Origin of the sequence: Nitratireductor luteus (assembly GCF_026162365.1) — a bacterium.
In the GTDB taxonomy this organism is placed as follows: Bacteria; Pseudomonadota; Alphaproteobacteria; order Rhizobiales; family Rhizobiaceae; genus Chelativorans; species Chelativorans luteus.
Genome location: NZ_JAOANW010000017.1, coordinates 73,057 through 89,891, shown reverse-complemented (window position 1 = coordinate 89,891; position 16,835 = coordinate 73,057). Strand labels below are relative to the sequence as shown.

Here is a 16,835-nt window from a genome sequence, read left to right as displayed (position 1 = left end):
CCTCCGCTAGAGCGTGCGGTAGCCGCGGTTGTGATAGAGGAGCGGTTTCAGGTTAGCGCCCACACGCAGGCCTGTCACCTTCCCGAAATAGATGCGGTGGGTGGCCAGATCCTTGGTGTCCATCACCTGACAGTCGAAGACCGCGATGGCGTCCTTCAGGCATGGGGCGCCGGACGACAGGGTTTCCCATCGGGCGAGCGCGAAGCGCTTTTCCGGCGGCAGGCCGGTGAGGCCCGAAAAGGCGTTGGAGAGCTCTTCCTGGCCGGCGGAGAGCGTGTTGAGGGAGAAAACCCCGTTCTGAAGGAACAGGTCGTTGTTTGGGTTATGCCTGTTGAGGCAAACCAGAACGATGGGCGGATCGTCCGAAACCGAACAGGCGGCGATGGCGGTAACGCCGCGCAGGCCGGCCGGGCCGTCGGTCGTGACGACGTGCACGGCACCGGCGAAGTGGGCCATGGCGTCACGGTAATCCTGGGGGGCTATTTCATTGGTCTTCAGCACGGATGTCCTCGCCCGGTCGATATAGGTGCTATGTCGGCGTTCGCAACCACATGATCGCTTAACGTTCGTTACGACGCCGGCACGCTGTAGCGTGTTGCGCCTCGCCGCGCCACCATTTACCAGTGGCGTGTGTGCTACACCCTGTAACATCGAGTCAGGTACCCAGTCTAAATCCATGCGTTCTGCCGCAATCCTCATTCTGCTTGCCTGCCTCTGGGCCGGTCCGCCGGCCCGCGCCGCCGGGCTGGCGGTCGGCATTGCCGCTCCCCTCTCTGATGGCTTCGAGCGGCTGGGCAGGCAGTGGGTTGCGGGAGCGGAGGCCGCCGCGGAAACGCTGCCGGGCAGCGATATAGCCCTGTACGCCGTGGACGATGCCTGTTCGGAAGAAGGAGGCGAACGCGCGGCACGCAGCCTCGTGGAGGCCAATGTCTCGATCGTGATCGGCTTCCTGTGCACGCCTGCCGTCGACGCGGCCATGCCGATACTCGCCCAGGCCGGTATCCCGGTGATAACGCCGGTGCGCACCAACAGCCTGACCGACGAGCGCGCGAAGACGGGATGGCCGATCTATCGGCTGGCGCCGCGCGCCGACGCCGAACAGGATGCGGTGGCGCAAATTCTCACCGCACGCTGGCGGGAGAACCTCTTCGCCATCGTCGACGACGGAACGATCTATGGCCGCGAGCTTGCCGAACATTTCCGCGCCGAGGCCGAGCTCGCGGGGCTGGAGCCGGTCTTCTTCGATACGTTCCGCCCGCAGCTCGACAACCAGATCGGGCTGGTCGGACGCCTGCGCCGGGCCGGCGCGACGCATGTCTTCGTCGGCGGGGACCGGGCTGACATTGCCATCATGGCAAGGGACGCGGCAAATCTCGGCTATGACCTGACGATTGCGGGCGGCGAAGCGCTGCGGGCGGAGGACGGTAGCGTGGAACTGCCCGAGGGCGTGCTCATGATCGGCCTGCCGGAGTGGAGGGAATTCGCGCCCGAGCGCACGCTGGAGTTTCTCGCGGACAGAAACATCGAGGCCGAAGGCTATGTGCTGCCCGGTTTCGCCGCCCTGCAAATGGCCGCCGGTGCAGCCGCGCGGGCGGCTGAGACGGAAGTCGGTCTTGTCGAGGCGCTCGATTCCTATGCCTTCGACACGGCTATCGGTATTGTGCGCTTCGATGAAAAGGGTGACCTTGCGCGCCCGCTTTATGATCTCTTCCGCTACGACGGAGACGAATTCGTGAAGGCCGAATGAGCTTCCGCCCGGGGAAACGGAACCTGATTACCGATGTGTCCGGCCTCAAGGTGGGCAACAGCGACGATGCACGGCTGAAGTCAGGCGTGACGGCGATCGTGTGCGAGACGCCTGCGGTGGCCAGCGTGCAGGTGTTGGGCGGGGCGCCGGGAACACGGGAGACCGATCTGCTTGCCCCGCACAATGTCGTCGAGGCCATCGACGCGATTGCGCTGTCCGGCGGCTCGGCCTTCGGGCTCGACGCGGCGTCGGGCGTGCAGGCCGCGATGCGCGAGGCCGGACGCGGCTTCGAGGTGGCGGGACATCGCGTCCCAATCGTTCCGGCGGCAATCCTGTTCGACCTTGCCAATGGCGGCGACAAGGATTGGGGCCGATACCCGCCCTATCGCGAATTGGGTTTCACAGCGGCGGAAAAGGCCGGCGACACCTTCGACGTCGGCTCCCACGGCGCCGGCGCAGGCGCGCTGACTGCGGGGCTGAAAGGCGGGCTCGGTTCTGCTTCGACGGTTCTGCCGAACGGCATCACCGTCGGAGCGCTGGTGGCGGTCAACGCGGTCGGCTCCGTCACGGTCGGCGGCAGCCGCCATTTCTGGGCGGCGCCGTTCGAGATCGGGGATGAGTTCGGCGGGCACGGCCTGCCTTCGCCCCTGCCCCCGGACGCCAACGAAGTGGTCACCAAATTGGGGCTGGCCAAAGCCGGGGCGAACACCACCATCGGGGTTGTCGCGACGGATGCGAAGCTGAGCAAAGCCGCAGCCAAGCGGCTGGCAATCGCCGCCCATGACGGTTTTGCCCGCGCCATCTGGCCGGCGCACACGCCTCTCGACGGCGACCTCGTCTTCGGGCTGGCGACTTGCCGCCGGGAAGACGTATTAACCCTGGAAGCCAGCATAGAGCTCTACGCGGCGGCAACGGCGACAATGGCGCGCGCTATTGCACGCGGCGTTTTCGCCGCGATCCATGCGCCGGGCGACACGATGCCCGCATGGTCGGACCGGTGGAACCCATAGAACGAAGGGAGCACGACGATGCCGAGTCTCACGAGAATTGCAGCCCTCATCCTATTGCTGATTCCGCTCCCTGCGCGGGCGGGCGACATGGCCACGGTCGAGATACTCGGCTTCAGCGCCGATGGCGACGTGTTCGCCTTCGAGGAATATGGCGTCCAGGACGGTTCCGGATTTCCCTACGCCAACCGCTATTACATCGACACAGCGACGGACAGTTTTCTGGCGGGCACACCCGTGCGGGTGAGGCTGGAGGAGGATGGGGCGAGCCTGCAAGCCACCCGCCAGCAGGCCCGGCAGCAAGGTGAGGCGATCGTGCCGGGGGACGAGCTCAATGCCAACAAAGGCCATACGGCAGGCTGGAACGCCGTCACGGAACTCACCGCCAATCCACATCTGATGGCGGTGTTGCCACAGCCCGCCATGTCGCCGCTCTCGGCGCAGGACCCGCTTGCCTTCAGCCTGGAGGAGATTTCGCTGCAGGGGCAGGAGTTTTGCAGCGATTTCGGCCAGACCATGGGCTTCAAGCTGCTGCGGCTTGGAACTGCAGAGGGGCAAGAAGCGCAAATGATTCATGCCGATAGCGGAATTCCCTCAAGCCGCGGATGCCCGCTCGCTTACGCCATTGCAGGCGTGCAAACCTTCTACCCGCCCAGTGGGACGCCCGTATTCGCTGTGATGATCGCCATCGAGGCGGTGGGGTTCGAGGGCTCCGACTACCACTTCATCGCCGTGACGGGACGGCTATGATACCGATGTGCGAAGGCATATGCGGATCATGACGCGGGGGCGGCTGGGAGCGGTGGTGGCGCACGGCCGGACGTCCCTGCCGTCCCTGGGCGTGAGCCTCGCGGGATCGTCGGTATGGGCGACGTTCGCCGGCGCCGGCGCGTTTCTCAATATCCGGCACTGGGAGACAGCCAGCCATCAGGCCGAGGTGACGACCTTGTTCGTTTTGGGCGGGTTCACGGCCTTTGCACCGGCGCTGTTCGCCGCCCGGTTCCTCAGCGGAAGGCGAGCGGACGCCACCGGCCGGTTCGCCGCCATGTTCCTTTCGCTTGCCCTTGCCACAACAGGCATCACGGCGCTTCTGTTCGGGCTCGAATACCGGACCTATTATGCGGAGTGGCATGCCGAGACCTTTTCCTATGTCTGGGGCCTCCAGCTCTTCTTCACCATGGCCAATGCGCTTTATCAGTTCGCCGTCATCGGGATGCGGTTCTACTTTCCCATCGGATTTGCGGCTATATTCGTCTTCAGCCTGTGGTTTGCTCGGGCTGCGCGGCCAGACTGTTAACCTGTGCGATTTCGGTCGAGAGGCCGGTACCGGCTTTTCCTGACAGCACTCGGGTGGTAGGAGGCTGCGGACAATCTCCAAACAGGCAGGCAACACGGCATGATCCCTCGTTATTCGCGGCCGGAAATGGCGGAAATCTGGTCCCCGCAATCGAAGTTCCGCATCTGGTTCGAAATCGAGGCGCATGCGGCCGACGCAATGGCCGAGCTCGGCATCGTCCCGAAGGAAGCCGCCAGAACGATCTGGGAAAAAGCGGGAGGCGTCGAGTTCGACATCGAACGCATCGACGAGATCGAGCGCGAGACCAAGCATGACGTGATCGCCTTCCTGACGCATCTGGCCGAGATCGTCGGGCCGGAAGCGCGCTTCGTCCACCAGGGTATGACGTCTTCCGACGTGCTGGATACCTGCTTCAACGTACAACTCGTCAAGGCGACCGACATATTGCTGGCGGATCTCGATGCGCTGCTGGCGGCGCTCAAAAGCCGGGCCTTCGAGCACAAGGATACGGTCACCATCGGCCGCAGCCATGGCATCCACGCCGAGCCCACCACCTTCGGCGTAAAGCTGGCGCAAGCCTATGCCGAGTTCGAACGCTGCCGGGCCCGGCTCGTCAACGCGCGCGAGGAAATCGCCACATGCGCCATTTCCGGCGCGGTCGGCACCTTCGCCAATATCGACCCGAGCGTGGAAGCCCATGTCGCGGAGAAGCTGGGGCTAAAGGCAGAGCCGGTGTCCACGCAGGTGGTGCCGCGCGACCGCCATGCCATGTATTTCGCGACACTTGCCGTCATCGCCTCGTCAATCGAGCGGCTGGCAACGGAAATGCGGCACCTGCAGCGCACCGAAGTGCTGGAGGCGGAGGAATATTTCTCGCCGGGGCAGAAGGGCTCGTCGGCCATGCCGCACAAGCGCAACCCGGTGCTTTCGGAAAATCTCACCGGGCTTGCCCGCATGGTGCGCGCCTATGCGCTGCCGGCGATGGAGAACGTGGCACTGTGGCACGAGCGCGATATTTCGCATTCCTCGGTCGAGCGCATGATCGGCCCGGATGCCACCGTGACACTCGACTTCGCGCTGCAGCGGCTGACGGGCATGATGGAAAAGCTCGTCGTCTATCCCGAGACGATGGAAAAGAACCTCAACAAGTTCCGCGGCCTGGTTCACTCACAGCGCGTTCTGCTGGCGCTCACGCAGGCCGGAGTGAGCCGCGAGGACGCTTACCGTCTCGTTCAGCGCAACGCCATGAGAGTGTGGGAACAGGGCGCTGATTTCCTTGAGGAACTCCTCGCGGACAAGGATGTCCGCGCGGCACTGTCGGAACAGCAGATCCGCGAGAAGTTCGACCTCGGCTATCATACGAAGCATGTCGACACAATCTTCGAGCGCGTGTTCGGCTGATGGGATGTCCGCGTCCTTCGGCTCAGGCCGTTGCGACGCGCACTTCCGTTCCCCAGGGATCGTGCAGCACTTTTTCGCCGTCGGCGGCGGTGTCGATAAGCTTTACCCACGCGAGCCCGGCCCTGCCGGGATCGCGAGTGCCGGCGCCAGCGCTGCGCCAGGCATTTGCGCCGACATGGTGGTGGTAGCCGCCCGACGCCAGGAAAACGGCAGCCTCGCTGCGGCGAGCCATGGTCTTGAGGCCCAGGGTCTCGTTCCACCAGGCTTCCGCCGCGCGCGGGTCGCCGACACGCAGATGGATATGACCGACCACGGTACCTTCGGGCGCGCCGCGCCAGCCCGCATCATTGTCGCCCAAAACCGATAGCAGGGCCCGGTGGTCCAGCGGCAGTGTCGTCATCGCAATATGGTCGCCATCCCATTGCCACTCGTCGCGGTCGCGGTCGGCATAGATTTCGATGCCGTTGCCTTCAGGGTCGCTCAGATAGACGGCCTCGCTGACCAGATGATCCGAAGCGCCCTCAAGGGCGACGCCGCGGGCGGCGGCGAACCGCACCCAGCGCGCCAGACTTGCCCGGTCGGGCAGCAGGAAGGCGGTATGAAAGAGGCCGGCTTCGCGCGGGTCGTCGGGACGGGCCTGCCGGTCTTCCTCGATCGTCAGCAGTGGACGGCCGCCGGCCCCAAGGCGAATGGTGCCGCCATCGCGCTCCAGGATCTCGAGCCCCACGACCGCGCTGTAAAAGGCGGCCAGCTTGTCGGCGTCCCGGGCCTTGAGGCCGACTTCGCCAATGCTGACAGGCGTCGTGGCCGAAAAGGGAAGTACAGTCATTTCAATCTCCTGTGGCGGCGGGCGGATAAGAAGAGTCGGCCCGTCCGCAAGGCGCCATCCATGAAGCGGGCCTTTTGCCCACATCGATGGGGTGCCCATATCGATGGGCTGAATGTGCCGTTCGGACGCAGCGTGCACAAGAGAAGGGATCGCTGACACGCTGTTCACTCTTTGGAACCTACGCAACGGGCGATGCGGCGGGTTGCACATGCCGGCATCCATCGCTAAATGCCGCGGCATGAAAGCCAAGGACGCCGACATCCTCATCATACCCGGCTACACCAATTCGGGCCCGGAACACTGGCAGACGCGCTGGGAAAAGCGCATCGCGACCGCGCGGCGCGTCGAGCAGGCCGAATGGTCGAAGCCGGTGCGCGAAGACTGGGTGGCGAAGGTGACGGAGGCGGTGAACGGAGCCGAGCGCCCGGTCGTTCTGGTGGCGCATTCGCTGGGCGTGGCGGCCGCCGTGCAGGCCATACCGGAGTACCGCAACCGGATCGCAGGCGCCTTCTTCGTCGCGCCGCCGGATGTGGCAAACCCGAAAATCCGGCCGAAGCACCTGATGACCTTCGGCCCCTACCCGCGCGAACCGCTGCCTTTTCCCTCCATCGTCATTGCCAGCCGCAACGATCATTTCTGCGGCTACGACGTGGCGGAAGACATCGCCGGCGCGTGGGGATCGCTGTTCTTCGACGCCGGCGAGGCGGGGCATATCAACGCAGAATCAGGCTTCGGCCCATGGCCGGAGGGCTCAATGACCTTCGCCAAATTCATTTCGCATCTGGATTAGGTGTTCGATTCCAGACTGTCGCGGGCCTTCTGGATGAAGCTGCGCGCACCGTGGGTGAGATAGCCGTATTCGTTTCCGAGCGCGAAAAGGCGATAGCCCATGGCATAGCAACGCCCCACCAGGGCCGGATCGACCGTGTAGATCGCGGCGTGCTTGCCGGCGGCAGTGGCTTTCGCGGCTATCGTTCCGATGGCTTCCATCATTTCTTCGAGCGATGGATCGATGCTGGCGCCGTTGGTCCATGCGATGGAGAAGTCCGAGGGGCCGACGAAGACGCCGTCTATGCCGTCAACGGCCAGTATGTCGTCGACGATCGCAAGTGCCTCGCGCGTTTCGATCATCGCCAGCGCGAGGGTGCGCGCATTCTGGGTTTCGAGCCAGTCCTGGCCGGCCTCGGCGCCGGCGCGCAACATGGCAATGGTCGCGCCCCACGAACGCTCCCCCTGCGGCGGATACTTCATGGCCGCAGCGAAGCGGCGGGCATCCTCGATGGTGTTGACCATCGGCGCGATGATACATTCGGCGCCGAAATCGAGCGCGCGGCTCGCCATATCGAAACGGCCTACGGGAATACGCACGATGGAGTGTGGACCACCCGTCCGAATTGCCGGAATGGCCCGCAGGACACTTTCGTCGCTGTGGCCGCCATGCTGCATGTCGAGCGTCACGGCATCAAAGCCGAGCCGGGCGACAGCTTCCGTCGTTAGCGGTTCGGGAATGGCCGACCATGCGGAAAGAAGGGCTTCCCCGGCGGCCATGCGCTGGTCGAGCGTTCTGTCAGCCATGGCAAGGCCTACTCGGCCTTGACCTGGTCGATCGCGGCAAGAAGGAGTTCGGCCATCTCGCGGCGTATCTGGTGGTCGGACTGGGCGACGCCGGCGGCGTCGAAATCCCGGCGCACCTTGCGGAAGACGTCTTCCTCGCCAGCTTCCTCCAGGTCGGCCTTGACGACCTCGATGGCATATTTGGCAGCTTCGTCACCGGTCTTGCCGAGCTTTTCGGCGGCCCACAGGCCGAGCAGCTTGTTGCGACGCGAGATCGCCCGGAATTTCATCTCCTCGTCATGGACAAACTTGTTCTCGAATGCTTTTTCGCGGTCGTTCATGCTGCTCATGCGTTTAGTCCTCCGGATCGGTGCCCGCTGGGTGCGCAATGGCGCTGTCCCGTTCGATATGGTTGGCAAGGTCAAACCAGAAGGCGTGTTCCGGGTCAATATCCGCGCGCGCATTGGCGGTGCAATTCGACAGGGTTGCGACAAATGGCGATTGAGGTGCATGACGCTTTGCGCTAGAGACCGCTGAAGCTTGGGCCATTTCTTTTGCCGCGCCGGTTTGTGCCCTGCCTATCAAGACGCGGCGCAACAGACCAGAGAACGCTATGAACCGTCGCCGCCGTATCTATGAGGGCAAGGCCAAAATTCTTTATGAAGGGCCGGAGCCCGGGACGCTCATCCAGTTTTTCAAGGACGACGCGACCGCCTTCAACAAGAAGAAGCACGAGGTCGTCGACGGCAAGGGCGTGCTGAACAACCGCATCTCCGAGTATATTTTCGAGCATCTCAACCGGATCGGCATTCCGACCCATTTCATTCGCCGGCTGAACATGCGCGAGCAGTTGATCAAGGAAGTGGAGATCATCCCGCTCGAGATCGTGGTGCGCAACGTGGCGGCGGGATCGCTGGCCAAGCGGCTCGGCATCGAGGAAGGCACCATGCTGCCGCGCTCGATCATCGAATTCTACTACAAGGCCGATGCGCTGGACGACCCGATGGTATCGGAAGAACACGTCACGGCCTTCGGCTGGGCGAGCCCGCAGGAGATCGACGACATCATGGCGCTGGCCATTCGCGTCAACGATTTCCTTTCCGGCCTGTTCCTCGGCGTCGGCATCCAACTCGTGGACTTCAAGATCGAATGCGGACGGCTGTTCGAGGGCGACATGATGCGGATCGTCGTGGCCGACGAGATCTCACCCGATTCGTGCCGGCTTTGGGATATCACAAGCAAGGAAAAGCTCGACAAGGACCGGTTTCGCCGCGACATGGGCGGGCTCGTCGAAGCCTATCAGGAAGTGGCCCGCAGGCTCGGCATCATGAACGAGAACGACACGGGAAAGCCGACCGGACCTGTGCTCGTGTCCTCCAAACCCGACGATGAAACCCGTCACTGAACTGCAGCGCGGCCAGGAGAATCGATAAAGTGCTGAAAGCCCGTGTGACCGTCACCTTGAAGAACGGCGTGCTCGACCCGCAAGGGAAAGCCATCGAAGGCGCGCTCGGCGGCCTCGGCTTCGAGGGCGTCGACCATGTACGCCAGGGCAAGGTCTTCGACCTGCAGCTCGAAACGAACGACAGGACGGCGGCCGAGACACAGCTGAAGGCCATGTGCGAGAAGCTTCTGGCGAACACGGTGATCGAGGACTACTCGATCGAGATCGCCTGAGGCGGGGCATCGGGGCAATGACCATGAAAGCAGCCATCATTCAGCTTCCAGGCCTCAACCGTGACCGCGACATGATCACCGCGCTGACCAAGATTTCCGGCCACGCGCCGCATCTGGTCTGGCAGACGGAGACGGCGTTACCCGATGTCGACCTGATCGTCATCCCCGGCGGGTTTTCCTATGGCGACTATCTGCGCTGCGGGGCGATCGGGGCACGCATGCCCGTGATGCGGGCGGTCGCCGAGAAGGCGGCGCAGGGCGTGATGGTCATGGGCGTGTGCAACGGTTTCCAGATCCTGCTTGAAGCGGGTCTGCTGCCGGGCGCGCTGATGCGCAACGCATCGCTGAAATTCGTCTGCCGGGAAGTGAAGCTCAGCGTCGAGAACGCCAACACGGCCTTTACCCGTTCCTACCAGCCGGGGCAGATCATCCGCTGCCCGGTGGCCCACCATGACGGCAACTACTTCGCCGACGATGCGACGCTGGAGCGGATCGAGGGCGAAGGCCAGGTGGTGTTCCGCTATACTGAGGACACCAATCCCAACGGCTCGATGAACGACATCGCCGGCATCGTCAGCGAAAGCGGCAATGTCCTTGGCCTGATGCCACATCCCGAAAATCTGATCGAAGCGGCCCATGGCGGCGATGACGGTCGGGCGCTTTTCGAAAGCGTTCTGGGCAAGGCCGCGTGATTCGCCTTCCTGCCCATCCACGGCCTCGCGGCCGGTGGGGGCGTGGCGCAACGCCGATGGCGGGCGCCCTGTTGCTGGCCCTTTCGGCCGCCGGCTGCACACCGGAGCCCATGGGCGGCCCGCTCGCGCTGACGGTGGAGGCCGAAACCCCGACCATTGCTCTCCAGCACATCAACGAGAAGGGCGCGCGGTGCTGGATGCGGACACGAGACCGGGCGTTCCGCGATCTGCGGCTGGTTCCCGAACTCGACACGGCCGGCAGCCCGCGCCTTCTGCTGGTACATGCGAAAAGGGCGCAGGGCCTGCCGGTCCTCGTCATCGAGGCCTCCGGTTCGCCCGTGAAGATCGAGACCTACGGGCCGCTTGCCACGACTTCGACCGGCGGACGGGTGAACGCCGATATCATGCGCTGGTCCGGAGGCAGCGCAGACTGCAGGAGTTGAGGTTCCGTGTGAAAATGGCTGATGCCGGCCTGAAAATGGCGATTTCCTGCGCTCCGATGCTCGAAAACACTATTTTAACTCGGCCTGATCCATTTTCAGAAGGGCTCTGAGACGGTGATGCTGATCCTCAACTTTACCGGCTTTGTCATCGGCGTTTTCGCGCTGGTGCTGCAGTTCGTGATCCTCATGCCGGTTTCGATGGCGGCAGGTCACAGCCTCGGCGGCTCGATCGTCTACTATTTTTCGTTCTTCACCATCCTCACGAATATTCTCGTGGTGCTGACACATCTGGCGGCACTCATCGGACGTCCGGCCTTCTTCCGCCGCGCGCGCGCGCGCGGCGGCGTGGCCGTGGCAATCGCCGCGGTCGGCCTCGTCTATTACCTACTGCTCTCCGATCTATGGCGGCCGCAGGGCCTGTTTCTGCTCTGCGATCTTCTGCTGCACTATGTAACGCCGGCGCTGTTCCTGACATGGTGGCTGCTGGCCGGCGCGGACGGCAGCTTGCGCTGGCGCGACATCCTTTATTGGCTGGCCTACCCCGTCTTGTATCTGCTCTATCTGCTTGCACGCGCGCCAATTGCCGGCGAGGTACCCTATGTGTTCCTGGACGTCGGTGTTCTGGGTATCGGCAAGGTCTTGCTGATCATTGGAGGAATTGCCCTGCTGTTTGTCCTGCTGAGCGCCGTCACGGTGATGGCGGACCGCGTGGTGGGCGTGCGCCGAAAGGCGGCCAGGGCGATGCGCTGACCGGCCACTCCTCCCGGCATTAGTCCCAAAACGGTCTGGCGGCTTCGCGAAAGGCGTCAGCGCGCGAGATCCCGATGTCCTTGAGCTGTTCGTCGCTCAGTTCCTGCAGGGCGATCCGGCTGCGCCGCCGCTGGTCCATCTGATCAATGCGCCTGACGACTGCAAGCAGAAGCGTACCCAGGTGCAATCCGCCCTTGCTCTGTGAGGGTGCCGTGCGGGAATGAGGAGATATTGCATTAATTGTACCCATTTTTCTTCCTCATTGAACCTTAAATTGCATAGGTTCTTACTGCATTGACTGCATCATTGAGGCAAGATACATAATTGCTACGATGACAAATTGGATGCCTGACCTATCGCGGGGAACCGGACCGCTCTATCTCCGCCTGGCGGACCAGATAGAGGAGGATATAGAGCACCGCGTGCTGCCGGCGGGTACCAAACTGCCACCCCAGCGCAATCTTGCCTTCGATATCGGCGTTACCATCGGCACGGTCAGCCGGGCCTATGCGGTGGCGCGCGAGCGCGGGCTGGTGAGCGGCGAAGTGGGACGCGGCACCTATGTGGTGGACCGCGCGCAAGGCGCCCTCGCCCATCCCGGCTATGCGAGTGCTCCGGGAGATTTCGGCGGCACGCGTGAGATGGACGCGCCAGCCGACAAGCTGCGTTTCGACAGCACCGCCGCCCCTTCGGTCGGCCAGGGCGAAATCATCGGCGACATCGTGACTGGGATCATGTCCAACCACTCCTACGATGTGGTGGGCTATGCCCGGCTCTTTCCCGACCATTGGTTCGAGGCAGGCAGCCAGTGGCTCGCCAAAGGCGCATTTCAGCCCCCGCCGGAGCGGATCGTCCCCACGCTCGGCGCGCATGCGGGCGTGGTGGCGATCATCGCGGCCATGACATCGCCCGGCGACCACGTCGCCTTCGAGCACTTGACCTATTCCCATGTGGCGCGCAGCGCCGGGCTGATCGGCAGGCGGGTGACGCTGATCCAATCCGACGAGCTTGGTGTGGTGCCGGAGGATTTCGAGCGGCTTTGCGCGCAGCGCCATCCGAAGCTCGCATTCCTGATGCCATCGGCCCACAATCCGACCACGAGCACAATGCCGGTGGCCCGGCGCCAGGAGATTGCGGAGATCGCCCGGCGCCACAATGTATGGCTGGTGGAGGACAATCTCTACGGAGCGATGGCCGACGATGACAATCCGCTCCTTGCCGAACTGGCGCCGGAGCGGACTTTTCTTGTGGGCGGCCTTTCGAAATCGGTAGCGGCAGGCGTGCGCGGCGGCTGGATCTGCTGCCCGAGCCATCTGGAGCGCCGCGTGCGCATCTCACACCGCATGGTGACAGGCGGCATGCCCTTCCTGCTTGCGGAAATTTGCGCGCGGCTGGTGCTTTCGGGCAAGGCTGCCGAAATCCGGGAACGCTGCAAGGACGAAATCAATGCCCGGCTGGCGCTCGCCCGCGACGCTCTGGCAGGGTTCAATGCGCAATCGCGGACGAATATCCCCTTCATATGGCTCGAACTTCCCGATCCGTGGCTTTCCAGCACGTTCAAGCAGGCGGCCTCCGACCGAGGCCTGCTCATAGACGACGCGGACGAGTTCAAGGCGGGGCGTTCCGAGCAGGTGTTCCATCACGTGCGGCTCGGTATATCCGCAGCACCGCGGCGCGAGGACGTGTCGAAGGGCCTCGCCACGATCCGGCGACTGCTGGAGGAAGGCAGCGCCGGATACACCAGCTACGACTAAGAGACCGCTTGATACGCGCCTCTGACGGGCCCTGCCCCCAATTTTTTGTGCTTTAGGCCGTGTAACGCGCGCCAAGGTGCGCTAAAGGGATGCCTCTTATCGCAACAGTTTCCCGGACATCCGATGACCATCCCAAATGTGATCCGCATCACCGACGACCTGATTTCCGCCCATGGGCTGAAACCGGACGAATATCAGCGCATTCTCGACCTGATCGGCCGCGAGCCGACATTCACAGAGCTCGGCATATTCTCGGCGATGTGGAACGAGCATTGCTCCTACAAGAGCTCCAAGAGATGGCTGCGCACGCTGCCCACCTCCGGGCCGCGCGTAATCCAGGGGCCGGGCGAGAATGCCGGGATCGTCGATATCGGCGACGGGCAGTGCGTCGTCTTCAAGATGGAGAGCCACAACCACCCGTCCTATATCGAGCCGTACCAGGGCGCCGCGACGGGCGTAGGCGGCATCCTGCGCGATGTCTTCACCATGGGCGCGCGGCCGATCGCGGCCATGAACGCGCTGCGCTTCGGCGCGCCGGACCATCCAAAGACGAAGCATCTGGTGGCGGGCGTGGTGGCCGGCATCGGCGGCTACGGCAATTCCTTCGGCGTGCCGACTGTCGGCGGCGAGGTGAATTTCGACGCCCGCTATAATGGCAATATCCTGGTCAATGCGTTTGCGGCCGGACTGGCGAACACGGACGCCATCTTTTACTCGAAGGCCGAAGGCGTCGGCCTGCCGGTCGTCTATCTGGGCGCCAAGACGGGCCGCGACGGCGTGGGCGGCGCGACGATGGCCTCGGCCGAATTCGACGCCGATATCGACGAAAAGCGCCCGACTGTGCAGGTCGGCGACCCCTTCACCGAAAAATGCCTGCTGGAAGCATGCCTGGAACTGATGAAGACGGGCGCGGTCATCGCGATCCAGGATATGGGCGCGGCGGGGCTCACCTGCTCGGCGGTCGAGATGGGCGCCAAGGGCGACCTCGGCATCGAGCTCGACCTTGACCATGTGCCGGTGCGCGAGGAGCGCATGAGCGCCTACGAGATGATGCTGTCGGAAAGCCAGGAGCGCATGCTCATGGTGCTGCGGCCGGACAAGCGCGGCGAAGCGGAGGCCATCTTCCGCAAATGGGGGCTCGATTTCGCGGTCGTCGGCAAGACGACGGACGATCTGCGTTTCCGCATCCTGCACCTGGGCGAAGAAGTGGCGAACCTGCCGATCAAGGAGCTCGGCGACGAGGCTCCCGAATATGACCGGCCTTGGATCGTGCCTGCGGCGCCCGCGCCCCTTGGTGCGGTGCCGCAGACGAACGCGGCCGATGCGCTGTTGAAGCTCATAGGCTCGCCCGACCTTTCGTCGCGGCGCTGGGTATGGGAGCAATACGACACGCTGATCCAGGGCAACTCATTGCAGATACCGGGCGGCGATGCCGGCGTGGTACGCGTCGAGGATCATCCGACCAAGGCGCTTGCCTTCTCCTCCGACGTGACGCCGCGCTATTGCGAGGCGGACCCGTTCGAAGGCGGTAAGCAGGCGGTCGCCGAATGCTGGCGCAACCTGACGGCGACGGGGGCGGAGCCGCTGGCGGCCACCGACAATCTCAACTTCGGCAATCCCGAGCGGCCCGAGATCATGGGCCAGTTCGTGCGCGCGGTGCAGGGAGTGGGCGAAGCCTGCGAGGCGCTGGGCTTTCCCATCGTTTCGGGCAACGTGTCGCTTTACAACGAGACGCTCGGACAGGGCATCCTGCCCACGCCGACGATTGGCGGGGTCGGGCTTATTCCCGACTGGAGCCGAATGGCCAAGATCGCCTTTGCGGGCGAGGGCCTGACAGTCCTGCTGCTGGGCGGGCCTGATGGCTGGGGCACGCATCTGGGCCAGTCCGTCTATCTGCGCGACATCCATGGCCGTGTCGAAGGTCCGCCGCCACCGGTCAATCTCGACGCGGAACGGCGGACCGGCGATTTCGTGCGCGGGCTCATCCGGGCTGGGCGCACCACGAGCGTGCATGACTGCTCCGACGGCGGCCTAGCCGTCGCGCTTGCCGAGATGGCGATGGCTTCGGGTATCGGCGCGACGATCGCCGAGCCCGGCGACGCCACGGCCGAGGCGTTCTTTGGCGAGGACCAGGGCCGCTATATCGTCGCGGTGGCATCGGACATGCGCGACGCGGTGGTTGCCGAAGCCCGGAAGGCTGGCGTTTCCGCCCACGTCCTTGGCGTGACGGGTGGAACGGACCTCAAGCTCGGCGAAGCACGCGCCGTGCCGGTCTCGGAGTTGAAGGCAGTCCACGAAGGCTGGTTTCCGGCTTTCATGGACGGATAGACGTCCGGCGACAGCCGGAGCGCCAGCCGCCCTTTCCGTCTTATCGGAGGCGCTAAACGGCGGGCCGCAATCTCGTGACTGCAAACCCCGCCAGCGCCAGGGCGATGCCTGACGCCACCGTTCGCATCTGGTTCCAGAACTGCCACCGTCCCGAATAGTCCTGCCAGATTTCGCCCGCGATCTCCATGTCGGCAGAAACGGGTCTGGCGGCCAGTGCCTGGTTCATCGGCACGTTCACCGCCATGGTGAGGGCAAGCCCGAACACGAGATAGACGACGGCGGCCAGCAGGAACCATGGCGCGGCCGACCTCTGGCCCAGATAGTGCGAAACCGCCGCCGTTAGCGCCAACACCACGGGCGTCAGGAAGAACGCGGGAAAGAACACCGCATTGCGAACCGAGGCATTCATCGCCTGCATGGCCTCGATCGCAACGCGCGGGTCGACCTGATCGAGCCCCCACATGGTGGAGCAGATCCAAGCGTAGAAGAATCCGAATATCGCTCCACAAAAGACCAAAGACAGGATCGACAGCGCTGACAACAATCTCGGCATGACCGCCTCCAAAATCGTACTCTCGTGTACGTATTTACTTATCCGTACAAATATGTACGTATTTGGTCAAGACATTACGGAGATGTTCATGCGCGCGGAATCCCGGCTCGAACGGCATCGGCAAATCGAGAAGGTGGCCTACAGGCTGGTGCAGGAGCGCGGCTATGGGGCCACGTCCATGCTGGCAATTGCCAAGGAAGCCAAGGCTTCCAACGAGACTCTATACCGCTGGTACGGCGGCAAGCGCGGACTGTTCAAGACGATGGTCGAACGCAACGCCAGCGAGACGCAAGCAAGGCTTGAGGCGGCATTGAGCAGCGGCGCCGATCCTGTGAGCGCGCTGGAGGAGATCGCCCCGATCCTGCTTTCGATGCTGCTGGGCGAGAAGGCCATAGCGCTGAACCGGGCGGCAGCGGCCGACGAAAGCGGAGAATTGGGCAAAACCATCGCCGCCGCGGGCCGCGACCGCTTATTCCCCCTGATCGAGAAACTGATTGGACGGGCCATTGCGGGCGGAACGCTCGCCGCCCCCTCGGCCCACGCGGCCACCGAATGGTTCCTGAGCCTATTGATCGGCGACCGGCAGATCAGGCGCGCCATCGGAGCGATTCCCCCGCCTTCCGAAACGGATGCGGAATCGCATGCCGCCGGGGCGGTCGCGGCATTCAGGAAACTCTGCTCCGCCTGACCGGTCCCGCTTCCAAGAACGGGCTCAGGAAGCGGGGGTTTGTCGCCGACCACAATTGACCTCGTCCGCCCTAACCGTCATATCTCGTTCAAGAGCAATCCTGGAGACAGCGCAC

General features: G+C 63.8%; 20 protein-coding genes. 14 read left to right on the top strand and 6 right to left on the bottom strand.

What is annotated here, in order from left to right:
- Window positions 1-6: 6 nt before the first annotated feature.
- Window positions 7-501: a flavin reductase gene (locus N1058_RS21050; RefSeq protein WP_265519564.1), complete on the bottom strand. Its 495-nt coding sequence runs from the start codon at window positions 499-501 to the stop codon at window positions 7-9.
- A gap of 175 nt (window positions 502-676) precedes the next feature.
- Here N1058_RS21050 and N1058_RS21045 point away from each other — a divergent pair, with 175 nt between their 5' ends.
- The 5 genes from N1058_RS21045 to purB all read left to right on the top strand — a co-directional run bounded on the left by N1058_RS21045 (window position 677) and on the right by purB (window position 5,452).
- Window positions 677-1,747, top strand: a complete 1,071-nt coding sequence (locus tag N1058_RS21045; RefSeq protein WP_265519563.1) for a branched-chain amino acid ABC transporter substrate-binding protein — start codon at window positions 677-679, stop codon at window positions 1,745-1,747.
- A complete protein-coding gene (locus N1058_RS21040; protein ID WP_265519562.1) occupies window positions 1,744-2,757 on the top strand; it encodes a P1 family peptidase in 1,014 nt (337 codons plus the stop codon). The genes N1058_RS21045 and N1058_RS21040 overlap by 4 nt, the downstream gene beginning before the upstream one ends.
- An 18-nt stretch (window positions 2,758-2,775) precedes the next feature.
- A complete protein-coding gene (locus tag N1058_RS21035) occupies window positions 2,776-3,504 on the top strand; it encodes a DUF2259 domain-containing protein (protein WP_265519561.1) in 729 nt (242 codons plus the stop codon).
- A 19-nt stretch (window positions 3,505-3,523) separates the two neighbouring features.
- On the top strand, window positions 3,524-4,051 hold the full coding sequence (locus N1058_RS21030; RefSeq protein ID WP_265519560.1) for a hypothetical protein: 528 nt from the start codon (window positions 3,524-3,526) through the stop codon (window positions 4,049-4,051).
- Between the two features lie 99 nt (window positions 4,052-4,150).
- Window positions 4,151-5,452, top strand: a complete 1,302-nt coding sequence (gene purB, locus N1058_RS21025) for an adenylosuccinate lyase (RefSeq protein WP_265519559.1) — start codon at window positions 4,151-4,153, stop codon at window positions 5,450-5,452.
- Window positions 5,453-5,474: 22 nt separating this feature from the next.
- Here purB and N1058_RS21020 read toward each other — a convergent pair whose 3' ends face one another.
- A complete protein-coding gene (locus N1058_RS21020) occupies window positions 5,475-6,281 on the bottom strand; it encodes a VOC family protein (protein WP_265519558.1) in 807 nt (268 codons plus the stop codon).
- A 238-nt stretch (window positions 6,282-6,519) separates the two neighbouring features.
- On the opposite strand from N1058_RS21020, the gene N1058_RS21015 reads away from it, so the two are divergent.
- The gene (locus tag N1058_RS21015) at window positions 6,520-7,071 is read left to right on the top strand and encodes an RBBP9/YdeN family alpha/beta hydrolase (protein WP_265519585.1); all 552 of its coding nucleotides are present in this window, start codon (window positions 6,520-6,522) and stop codon (window positions 7,069-7,071) included.
- On the opposite strand, the gene N1058_RS21010 is transcribed toward N1058_RS21015, so the two are convergent.
- Window positions 7,068-7,856, bottom strand: coding sequence for an HpcH/HpaI aldolase family protein (locus tag N1058_RS21010; protein ID WP_265519557.1), 789 nt, complete (start codon window positions 7,854-7,856; stop codon window positions 7,068-7,070). The genes N1058_RS21015 and N1058_RS21010 overlap by 4 nt on opposite strands.
- Before the next feature lie 8 nt (window positions 7,857-7,864).
- Window positions 7,865-8,185, bottom strand: a complete 321-nt coding sequence (locus N1058_RS21005) for a DUF1476 domain-containing protein (RefSeq protein WP_265519556.1) — start codon at window positions 8,183-8,185, stop codon at window positions 7,865-7,867.
- A gap of 263 nt (window positions 8,186-8,448) precedes the next feature.
- Here N1058_RS21005 and purC point away from each other — a divergent pair, with 263 nt between their 5' ends.
- The 5 genes from purC to N1058_RS20980 all read left to right on the top strand — a co-directional run bounded on the left by purC (window position 8,449) and on the right by N1058_RS20980 (window position 11,397).
- Entirely contained in the window at window positions 8,449-9,240 is a 792-nt protein-coding gene (gene purC / locus N1058_RS21000; protein ID WP_265519555.1) for a phosphoribosylaminoimidazolesuccinocarboxamide synthase, read from the top strand.
- A gap of 29 nt (window positions 9,241-9,269) precedes the next feature.
- Window positions 9,270-9,512, top strand: coding sequence for a phosphoribosylformylglycinamidine synthase subunit PurS (gene purS / locus N1058_RS20995; protein ID WP_265519554.1), 243 nt, complete (start codon window positions 9,270-9,272; stop codon window positions 9,510-9,512).
- Between the two features lie 23 nt (window positions 9,513-9,535).
- A complete protein-coding gene (purQ, locus tag N1058_RS20990) occupies window positions 9,536-10,204 on the top strand; it encodes a phosphoribosylformylglycinamidine synthase subunit PurQ (protein ID WP_265519584.1) in 669 nt (222 codons plus the stop codon).
- Window positions 10,205-10,260: 56 nt separating this feature from the next.
- Window positions 10,261-10,647 (top strand): hypothetical protein, encoded by a 387-nt coding sequence (locus N1058_RS20985; RefSeq protein WP_265519553.1) that lies wholly within the window; start codon window positions 10,261-10,263, stop codon window positions 10,645-10,647.
- Between the two features lie 117 nt (window positions 10,648-10,764).
- Window positions 10,765-11,397, top strand: coding sequence for a Pr6Pr family membrane protein (locus tag N1058_RS20980; protein WP_265519552.1), 633 nt, complete (start codon window positions 10,765-10,767; stop codon window positions 11,395-11,397).
- A gap of 19 nt (window positions 11,398-11,416) precedes the next feature.
- On the opposite strand, the gene N1058_RS20975 is transcribed toward N1058_RS20980, so the two are convergent.
- Window positions 11,417-11,584, bottom strand: a complete 168-nt coding sequence (locus N1058_RS20975; RefSeq protein WP_265519551.1) for a DUF1127 domain-containing protein — start codon at window positions 11,582-11,584, stop codon at window positions 11,417-11,419.
- 145 nt (window positions 11,585-11,729) lie between these two features.
- Between N1058_RS20975 and N1058_RS20970 the strand changes: the two genes are divergently transcribed.
- Together N1058_RS20970 and purL are read left to right on the top strand one after the other, a co-directional pair.
- A complete protein-coding gene (locus tag N1058_RS20970; protein WP_265519550.1) occupies window positions 11,730-13,151 on the top strand; it encodes an aminotransferase-like domain-containing protein in 1,422 nt (473 codons plus the stop codon).
- Window positions 13,152-13,274: 123 nt separating this feature from the next.
- Window positions 13,275-15,479 (top strand): phosphoribosylformylglycinamidine synthase subunit PurL, encoded by a 2,205-nt coding sequence (gene purL / locus N1058_RS20965; protein ID WP_265519549.1) that lies wholly within the window; start codon window positions 13,275-13,277, stop codon window positions 15,477-15,479.
- A 52-nt stretch (window positions 15,480-15,531) separates the two neighbouring features.
- On the opposite strand, the gene N1058_RS20960 is transcribed toward purL, so the two are convergent.
- Window positions 15,532-16,032, bottom strand: a complete 501-nt coding sequence (locus N1058_RS20960; protein ID WP_265519548.1) for an anthrone oxygenase family protein — start codon at window positions 16,030-16,032, stop codon at window positions 15,532-15,534.
- Between the two features lie 88 nt (window positions 16,033-16,120).
- On the opposite strand from N1058_RS20960, the gene N1058_RS20955 reads away from it, so the two are divergent.
- Window positions 16,121-16,720 carry a TetR/AcrR family transcriptional regulator gene (locus N1058_RS20955; protein WP_265519547.1) on the top strand — a complete coding sequence of 200 codons (600 nt, stop codon included), beginning with the start codon at window positions 16,121-16,123 and terminating at the stop codon, window positions 16,718-16,720.
- Window positions 16,721-16,835: the final 115 nt, after the last annotated feature.

Excerpts from the sequence above, each read along its gene's own strand:
- N1058_RS21030 (WP_265519560.1), top strand. The coding sequence starts at position 3,524 with ATGCGGATCATGACGCGGGGGCGGCTGGGAGCGGTGGTGGCGCACGGC.
- purQ (WP_265519584.1), top strand. The coding sequence starts at position 9,536 with ATGAAAGCAGCCATCATTCAGCTTCCAGGCCTCAACCGTGACCGCGAC.
- N1058_RS21040 (WP_265519562.1), top strand. The coding sequence starts at position 1,744 with ATGAGCTTCCGCCCGGGGAAACGGAACCTGATTACCGATGTGTCCGGC.
- N1058_RS21020 (WP_265519558.1), bottom strand. The coding sequence starts at position 6,281 with ATGACTGTACTTCCCTTTTCGGCCACGACGCCTGTCAGCATTGGCGAA.
- N1058_RS20955 (WP_265519547.1), top strand. The coding sequence starts at position 16,121 with ATGCGCGCGGAATCCCGGCTCGAACGGCATCGGCAAATCGAGAAGGTG.
- N1058_RS21015 (WP_265519585.1), top strand. The coding sequence starts at position 6,520 with ATGAAAGCCAAGGACGCCGACATCCTCATCATACCCGGCTACACCAAT.
- N1058_RS21035 (WP_265519561.1), top strand. The coding sequence starts at position 2,776 with ATGCCGAGTCTCACGAGAATTGCAGCCCTCATCCTATTGCTGATTCCG.
- N1058_RS20960 (WP_265519548.1), bottom strand. The coding sequence starts at position 16,032 with ATGCCGAGATTGTTGTCAGCGCTGTCGATCCTGTCTTTGGTCTTTTGT.
- N1058_RS20980 (WP_265519552.1), top strand. The coding sequence starts at position 10,765 with ATGCTGATCCTCAACTTTACCGGCTTTGTCATCGGCGTTTTCGCGCTG.
- N1058_RS21010 (WP_265519557.1), bottom strand. The coding sequence starts at position 7,856 with ATGGCTGACAGAACGCTCGACCAGCGCATGGCCGCCGGGGAAGCCCTT.
- purL (WP_265519549.1), top strand. The coding sequence starts at position 13,275 with ATGACCATCCCAAATGTGATCCGCATCACCGACGACCTGATTTCCGCC.
- purB (WP_265519559.1), top strand. The coding sequence starts at position 4,151 with ATGATCCCTCGTTATTCGCGGCCGGAAATGGCGGAAATCTGGTCCCCG.
- N1058_RS20970 (WP_265519550.1), top strand. The coding sequence starts at position 11,730 with ATGACAAATTGGATGCCTGACCTATCGCGGGGAACCGGACCGCTCTAT.
- N1058_RS21045 (WP_265519563.1), top strand. The coding sequence starts at position 677 with ATGCGTTCTGCCGCAATCCTCATTCTGCTTGCCTGCCTCTGGGCCGGT.
- N1058_RS20985 (WP_265519553.1), top strand. The coding sequence starts at position 10,261 with ATGGCGGGCGCCCTGTTGCTGGCCCTTTCGGCCGCCGGCTGCACACCG.
- purC (WP_265519555.1), top strand. The coding sequence starts at position 8,449 with ATGAACCGTCGCCGCCGTATCTATGAGGGCAAGGCCAAAATTCTTTAT.
- N1058_RS21005 (WP_265519556.1), bottom strand. The coding sequence starts at position 8,185 with ATGAGCAGCATGAACGACCGCGAAAAAGCATTCGAGAACAAGTTTGTC.